At 36.3% G+C, this 5,912-nt stretch carries 7 protein-coding genes and 2 tRNA genes; 4 read left to right on the top strand and 5 right to left on the bottom strand.

Going from position 1 to position 5,912, the window contains the following annotated elements; genetic code table 11:
• Nucleotides 1-134: 134 nt before the first annotated feature.
• Nucleotides 135-219: transfer RNA gene (locus I6E70_RS18515), tRNA-Tyr, on the bottom strand.
• 49 nt (nucleotides 220-268) lie between these two features.
• Nucleotides 269-353, bottom strand: a tRNA-Tyr gene (locus I6E70_RS18510).
• Nucleotides 354-465: 112 nt separating this feature from the next.
• Here I6E70_RS18510 and I6E70_RS18505 point away from each other — a divergent pair.
• The 3 genes from I6E70_RS18505 (at nucleotide 466) to I6E70_RS18495 (ending at nucleotide 2,586) form a co-directional block, all read left to right on the top strand.
• Complete coding sequence (locus tag I6E70_RS18505; protein ID WP_197189360.1) at nucleotides 466-993, top strand: VC2046/SO_2500 family protein; 528 nt, start codon at nucleotides 466-468, stop codon at nucleotides 991-993.
• A 179-nt stretch (nucleotides 994-1,172) separates the two neighbouring features.
• Nucleotides 1,173-1,475, top strand: a complete 303-nt coding sequence (locus I6E70_RS18500; RefSeq protein WP_002961433.1) for a DUF6172 family protein — start codon at nucleotides 1,173-1,175, stop codon at nucleotides 1,473-1,475.
• Nucleotides 1,476-1,668: 193 nt separating this feature from the next.
• Complete coding sequence (locus I6E70_RS18495) at nucleotides 1,669-2,586, top strand: GGDEF domain-containing response regulator (protein WP_024598317.1); 918 nt, start codon at nucleotides 1,669-1,671, stop codon at nucleotides 2,584-2,586.
• 74 nt (nucleotides 2,587-2,660) lie between these two features.
• On the opposite strand, the gene I6E70_RS18490 is transcribed toward I6E70_RS18495, so the two are convergent.
• The 3 genes from I6E70_RS18490 to I6E70_RS18480 form a co-directional block, all read right to left on the bottom strand.
• The gene (locus tag I6E70_RS18490) at nucleotides 2,661-3,140 is read right to left on the bottom strand and encodes a YchJ family protein (protein WP_010555087.1); all 480 of its coding nucleotides are present in this window, start codon (nucleotides 3,138-3,140) and stop codon (nucleotides 2,661-2,663) included.
• A gap of 38 nt (nucleotides 3,141-3,178) precedes the next feature.
• On the bottom strand, nucleotides 3,179-3,613 hold the full coding sequence (locus I6E70_RS18485; protein WP_007583705.1) for a SulA-like leucine-rich domain-containing protein: 435 nt from the start codon (nucleotides 3,611-3,613) through the stop codon (nucleotides 3,179-3,181).
• 297 nt (nucleotides 3,614-3,910) lie between these two features.
• Complete coding sequence (locus tag I6E70_RS18480) at nucleotides 3,911-4,375, bottom strand: tetratricopeptide repeat protein (protein ID WP_007583707.1); 465 nt, start codon at nucleotides 4,373-4,375, stop codon at nucleotides 3,911-3,913.
• A 118-nt stretch (nucleotides 4,376-4,493) separates the two neighbouring features.
• Here I6E70_RS18480 and I6E70_RS18475 point away from each other — a divergent pair, with 118 nt between their 5' ends.
• The gene (locus tag I6E70_RS18475; RefSeq protein ID WP_010555089.1) at nucleotides 4,494-5,786 is read left to right on the top strand and encodes an NCS2 family permease; all 1,293 of its coding nucleotides are present in this window, start codon (nucleotides 4,494-4,496) and stop codon (nucleotides 5,784-5,786) included.
• Nucleotides 5,787-5,912 lie beyond the last annotated feature (126 nt).

Genomic DNA, 5,912 nt, shown 5'->3' with positions numbered 1-5,912 from the left:
GAATATAGGAATATAGGAATATAGGAATATAGGAATATAGGAATATAGGAATATAGGAATATAGGAATATAGGAATATAGGAATATAGGAATATAGGAATATAGGAATATAGGAATATAGGAATAGTAGAGAAGTGGTGGAGGGAGCTGGATTCGAACCAGCGAAGGCTGAGCCGTCAGATTTACAGTCTGATCCCTTTGGCCGCTCGGGAACCCCTCCACACTAATTTTATTGCATTTGGCCCCACTTAACTTAGCGGTAAGAAAAGTGGTGGAGGGAGCTGGATTCGAACCAGCGAAGGCTGAGCCGTCAGATTTACAGTCTGATCCCTTTGGCCGCTCGGGAACCCCTCCAATGCAACGGCGCTGATAATAGCAAATTGCGTATTTAAGTAAAGAAAAAAGCTAAAGAAAATTGAAATAAAGCCGATAAATATCTATCAGTTACCACAATCGGCTAAAGACTATGCAAATAGATGATTTGTTAATCACAGAGAGTCAGTTAAACAGTAGACTCAATAATAGTGTTCATGAAAATCGCCGTGGCGAATTTGCACTATTATTAGCGATGCTGTCACATGACGCACTCGACTTTAGTCAATTTCATTTACCAAAAACTGAAATAGATAATTTAGTTATAGAAGAAGAGGCGTTAAGAAAGCAATTTGGCGCAGGTCCAAAGCAACTTTTAGCCCCTGATGAATATAATATGTTGGTTGGACAATTTAATGCATCATTAATATCTCAAGAAGGAGAGCGCTGTGGTATGACAAGTATTAAGTTAAGACAATGCTTAAGCCCTGAACCACTTGCGATTAGAAATGATGATAAGCATATTCCACTTAATATAATAGATAACTGTGAGCTTGCCGTCAGAAGAAGAATTAAAAGCGGACAAACTCAACTAGCTAATCCCCCTATAGATGCAGCTGCTTTTTACGACAGCCTTAATAATGATGCATTACATCAACCACTTCAGCTCATTGCGGTGTGATATATGATTGTAATAATCACCAGTTAATATATGCTTTATAACGGGTCTGCTTTATATATTTGCTAATAATTGATTTAATGAAAAAAAAGCATCCAAAAATTAAATGCAATTGCTATAATGGCGTCAAATGGTATGACATGAAATGCCATTATCATTAAACCAAGGTAATTAGGAACGTAATGAAGAAAACATTCACGCTAAATCACGAGAAAATCAAATACCCTCGTATGGTTGATGCTGCAAAGCACGAAGTGAAAAAATATTTGAAAAGAGAGCGTAATAAAACGCTACCTGAAGATGCTGACTATTGGGCATTTGACTGTAAGTTTGGTAACACAGCTGAAGATGCGCAAGTTGTGCACGTTGCTGAATTAAGTAACCAAATTGGCGAAATTGAAAAGCAAGGTTTGACCTCTTTCTATGTAGAGATTTTAGCTCGACCTGCTCAACGTCAACAGTTAGATTTAGATGATGACGAATAACACTTAATTTAATTAAGTGTTCGAAGTTTTAAAATGAGCCCAAGTGGCTCATTTTTTGTTTTTATGCATTAAAGATTCACCATAAATCATTTTTATTAGTAACTAATAAGTAGAATTTCGATTTATTAACATTTGCATAACAAAATATAGTAATATAGGGTGTGTTTAATTAAAAAAACAAAACAGTTGTACCATGCCTATAAATTACTCTGACCACCAATTGAAATTAAGCTTAAAGAGCTCTAAGGTACTTGTCGTTGACGATCAGCTATTAAGCTTAATTGTATTAAAAAAAATATTATCAGAGCATTTTAGTGTAACAACAACGAGCTGTGGTGAGGATGCGATTGAAATTTGTAAACATAATCCGCCAGATATAATACTACTCGATATTAATATGGAAGGAATGAGTGGTATTGAAACATGTCTAAAATTAAAAAATATATCTGAAACACAAGATATCCCCGTTATTTTTGTCACCTCATCTGAAAATCAAGAAGAAGAGTGCTGGGAAGCAGGGGCTGTAGATTTTATAAAGAAACCAACTAACTCGGAAACTTTATATAGAAGAGTGCGCGCCCATATTACGATGAAACTGCAACATGACTTACTCAATCAAAAAGTATTTCTAGATGATTTAACAAAGGTATTCAATCGTCGTTATTTTGATGCGCATTTTTCTAAAATGGAACGAAGCGCCTTACGAGAAAAAGTCGACTATGCACTATTACTCATCGATATAGACTACTTTAAGCAATACAACGATCTTTATGGTCATGTGCAAGGCGATACGGTTTTAAACCTTGTTGCACAAACTATTACTAATAGTTTGCAAAGGCCAACCGATTTTGTTGCGCGTTACGGCGGCGAAGAGTTTGTAGTTGTTCTACCGCATACAAGCACTGAAGGTGCGATTTGTGTTGCTGATAAAATTAAACAAAATGTGGTCGATTTAGGAATATTACACAGATATTCAGAATATGACTTTGTGACTATTAGTATTGGCGGTGCAACCCTACAACCGTACGTAAATAACAAAAACACCTTGCAGATCGCAGATGAAAAAATGTATGAGTCCAAAATGCAAGGTCGTAACCAAGTGTGTTTTTAAGTTTAGCTAGCTAATAAATCACTTTGCCACTTAAAAACACCTTGTAGGTGATAAATATTAAATAAGATTATTTATTACACGCTATGACATTTTTTGTACTTTTTATTGCTACCACATGGGCAGTCATCATTTCTGCCCACTTTAATATCTTCAACAGGATATATAGTGCCATCTAAATAACGCCATTGAGTGTTTTCTTTAATAAACTGCGATTTTTCGTGAAGCTCACAAAATAAGTTTTGATAAAAATATTGGGCTTTAAATTCTACAGTGCCGGTATCTCCATCATGGCTTGACCCAATTACATCAAGATTTATAAATCGACAGCTGTTAGCAAAATCATTGATTTCTTTAACCGGATTTTCAGCTTGTTTTTCTTTTGCGTAGGTTTGATAAACATATTCTGCATTTTTAATAACATAAGCACTGAATCGTGAGCGCATAAGTTGTTCAGGAGAATCAGCTTGCTTAACAGATAAGTGAAGCGGCTCGCAGCAATCGGCATAATTGTGCCCACTGCTGCAAAAACATAATGTGGTATTGAGTGAAGTCATAATAATAATACAAAGTCTAAAACATTAGTTTAACAAGCTTATTGGGCGAGTGATATCTCTGTTGTTTGAGACTTTTTAGTAAAACAGTATAGTTTTGTATTCGTTTTACTTAAATCGAACGATAGATTCGTAAGTAGTTGGTTATTAACTATATCGGTCCAGGTAATTACCGCTGCAAAGTTTCCGTTATGTAATGCAGAATTTAATACATACTCTAAATTTACTAGGTGCTTCTGTCTAATAACAAGTAATTTACTTGTATCAATAGAGCATGAGTCAAGTAAAGCTTTGCTAGGTACGTGATCTGGAGCAATTAGTAACGTCCATGCATTAGAGCTATTGTATTGGTGTAATACTTTTAAAAGCTCAAAGGTCGCTGAAATTTCATCTTCAATTTGAATCAAATTCACGCAATCGCTTTGCTCATCTTGTTGGTAACTTTTAACTGTTCTTACGGTAATAGGCTGTAACATAATTTCACTCACTGGGTTTTTATACAGTATTCATATACAGTAGTTTATACAGTGCTTTCGTGCAAGCCTTTTATGCTATTTATTTGTACAGTTATTCAGCTTTTGATCATTGTTTTTATTTTTTTAATTTATAATTCTTTATTAATCAGGTTGTTATAGGGTCGTTTTTGAGAAGGTATTCTAAAAATAAATTTTTGAGCAGTGTCTTCATTTTGGGGTTTTATACTGTATAGGATTATCTTTGTAACCATATACAGTATTTTTTACACTGCATACAGTACTTATGCTATAGCTAGCTTATGTGTTTTCACTCGTGCGAGGGATCATATGAGAAAACTGGAGTTGGTGGATTTGTTCGTACAAACTTGCCGCATAACATTGAGCATCTTTAAATCGCTTAGTTTCGATATGTTTGCGTATATCTGTAACCGCTGCAGTGGCAGGGGCGTACCCTTGGCTACTTGCTAAGCTTAACCAAGCTACAGCATGAAATACACTTTGTGGCACGCCTTCACCTTTCACAAAGAATAAACCTAAATAAAACTGTGCTCTATGGTTTCCCGCCATTGCAGCAAGTCGCATCCATTTTGCAGCCAATGGAGCTTGATTATTTTTTAAATAATATAGGGCTTTATTTAACGTACTTTGCTCATCTTTTTTATTATCAACGGGCACAGAGGTATTTTCGGGTTGAGTAACAAAACCTAAAATATTATCTAGCTGTTGCTCTAAGTCTTGCTCACAAGGTGTTGTTTTAAGCATATTGGTTCATTTATTATTTTAACTACTCTAACAGTTTAGTATATAGCAAGGTAAAATGTCCTGTAAAAGATAATTTTTATGTTAAAATCTCGCCACTTTTTACTATCACAAGTTTATTATGTTCGAAGCCTTATTTAAACTGAGCGAAAATAATTCAACAGTTAAACGCGAATGCGTTGCTGGCCTAACTACCTTTATAACTATGGTATACATTGTATTTGTAAACCCGGCTATGCTCGCAGAGGCTGGGATGGATCAAGGGGCTGCATTTGTAGCGACATGTATAGCAGCTGCGATAGGCTGTTTTATAATGGGTTTATGGGCTAACTATCCATTAGCATTAGCGCCTGGTATGGGACTAAATGCCTTTTTTACGTATGGTGTCGTATTAGGAATGGGTTATACCTGGCAAGCCGCGTTAGGGGCTGTATTTATGTCGGGTTGTATATTTTTGTTTTTAAGCTTATTTAAAGTCAGAGAGTGGATTATTAATGCCATACCTCTGGTGCTCAAGCGAGCAATCGCAACGGGTATAGGTGCTTTTTTAGCATTAATTGCCCTTAAAAATGCAGGCATTATTGTCTCAAGCCCGGCAACATTAGTACAGTTGGGCGACATTACTTCTCCAGGACCGTTATTGGCTATATTAAGCTTTTTTGTAATTGCAGCGCTTTTATACCGCGATTTTAAAAGTGGCGTGCTTATTAGTATTTTATTAGTGACTGGCATTGCTTTAAGTTTGGGGCTTGTTGAATATCACGGTGTTATGGCTATGCCACCATCAATAATGCCTACTTTTATGCAGCTAGATTTTGCAGCCGCTTTTGATATATCAATGATGAGTGTTATTTTTGCTTTCTTGTTTGTCGATCTTTTTGATACTTCGGGTACATTAGTTGCGGTAACTCAAAAAGCAGGTTTAGCTGATGAAAAAGGTAACATGCCTCGTTTAGGGCGCGCATTAAGTGCTGACAGCTCAGCAACAATTGCAGGTGCGATGCTAGGTACGTCTACGACTACATCGTATATAGAATCGGTTGCTGGTGTATCTGTTGGCGGACGTACTGGCTTAACAGCTGTAGTTGTAGGCATTTGCTTTTTACTAATGATGTTTTTTGCACCGCTTGCACAAATGGTACCGGCTTATGCTACGGCAGGCGCTATTTTATATGTAGCTGTTCTGATGCTGCAAAATTTAAAGTTTGTAAACTGGGATGATATGACCGATGCAATTCCTGTTACTGTGGTATTACTAATGACACCATTAACGTTTTCGATTGCGCACGGTATTGCACTTGGTTTTATATCTTATACGGCGGTTAAAGTCTTGTGCGGTAAGCAAGATCAAGTCAGTATTAGTGTTTGGATATTAACAGCCTTGTTTGTTTTCAAGTTTGCATTTTTGTCTTAATAGCTAACAAAATGTCCCGTCCTAAAATACGTTGACGGTTTTAATTGAAGGCCAGTAGCTTTTGCTCCTGGCTTTTTTTGTGCACTTGGTTTGGTGTTTTCATTCCTAAACTCAAATGCGGCCTCA

Source organism: Pseudoalteromonas sp. NGC95 (assembly GCF_015864705.1).
Taxonomy (GTDB): Bacteria; Pseudomonadota; Gammaproteobacteria; order Enterobacterales; family Alteromonadaceae; genus Pseudoalteromonas; species Pseudoalteromonas arctica.
This window is presented reverse-complemented; position numbering and strand designations above follow the sequence as displayed.

Bases quoted from the DNA above. Each gene is read 5' to 3' on its own strand.
- I6E70_RS18485 (WP_007583705.1), bottom strand. From the start codon at position 3,613: ATGTTACAGCCTATTACCGTAAGAACAGTTAAAAGTTACCAACAAGAT.
- I6E70_RS18505 (WP_197189360.1), top strand. From the start codon at position 466: ATGCAAATAGATGATTTGTTAATCACAGAGAGTCAGTTAAACAGTAGA.
- I6E70_RS18500 (WP_002961433.1), top strand. From the start codon at position 1,173: ATGAAGAAAACATTCACGCTAAATCACGAGAAAATCAAATACCCTCGT.
- I6E70_RS18480 (WP_007583707.1), bottom strand. From the start codon at position 4,375: ATGCTTAAAACAACACCTTGTGAGCAAGACTTAGAGCAACAGCTAGAT.
- I6E70_RS18495 (WP_024598317.1), top strand. From the start codon at position 1,669: ATGCCTATAAATTACTCTGACCACCAATTGAAATTAAGCTTAAAGAGC.
- I6E70_RS18475 (WP_010555089.1), top strand. From the start codon at position 4,494: ATGTTCGAAGCCTTATTTAAACTGAGCGAAAATAATTCAACAGTTAAA.
- I6E70_RS18490 (WP_010555087.1), bottom strand. From the start codon at position 3,140: ATGACTTCACTCAATACCACATTATGTTTTTGCAGCAGTGGGCACAAT.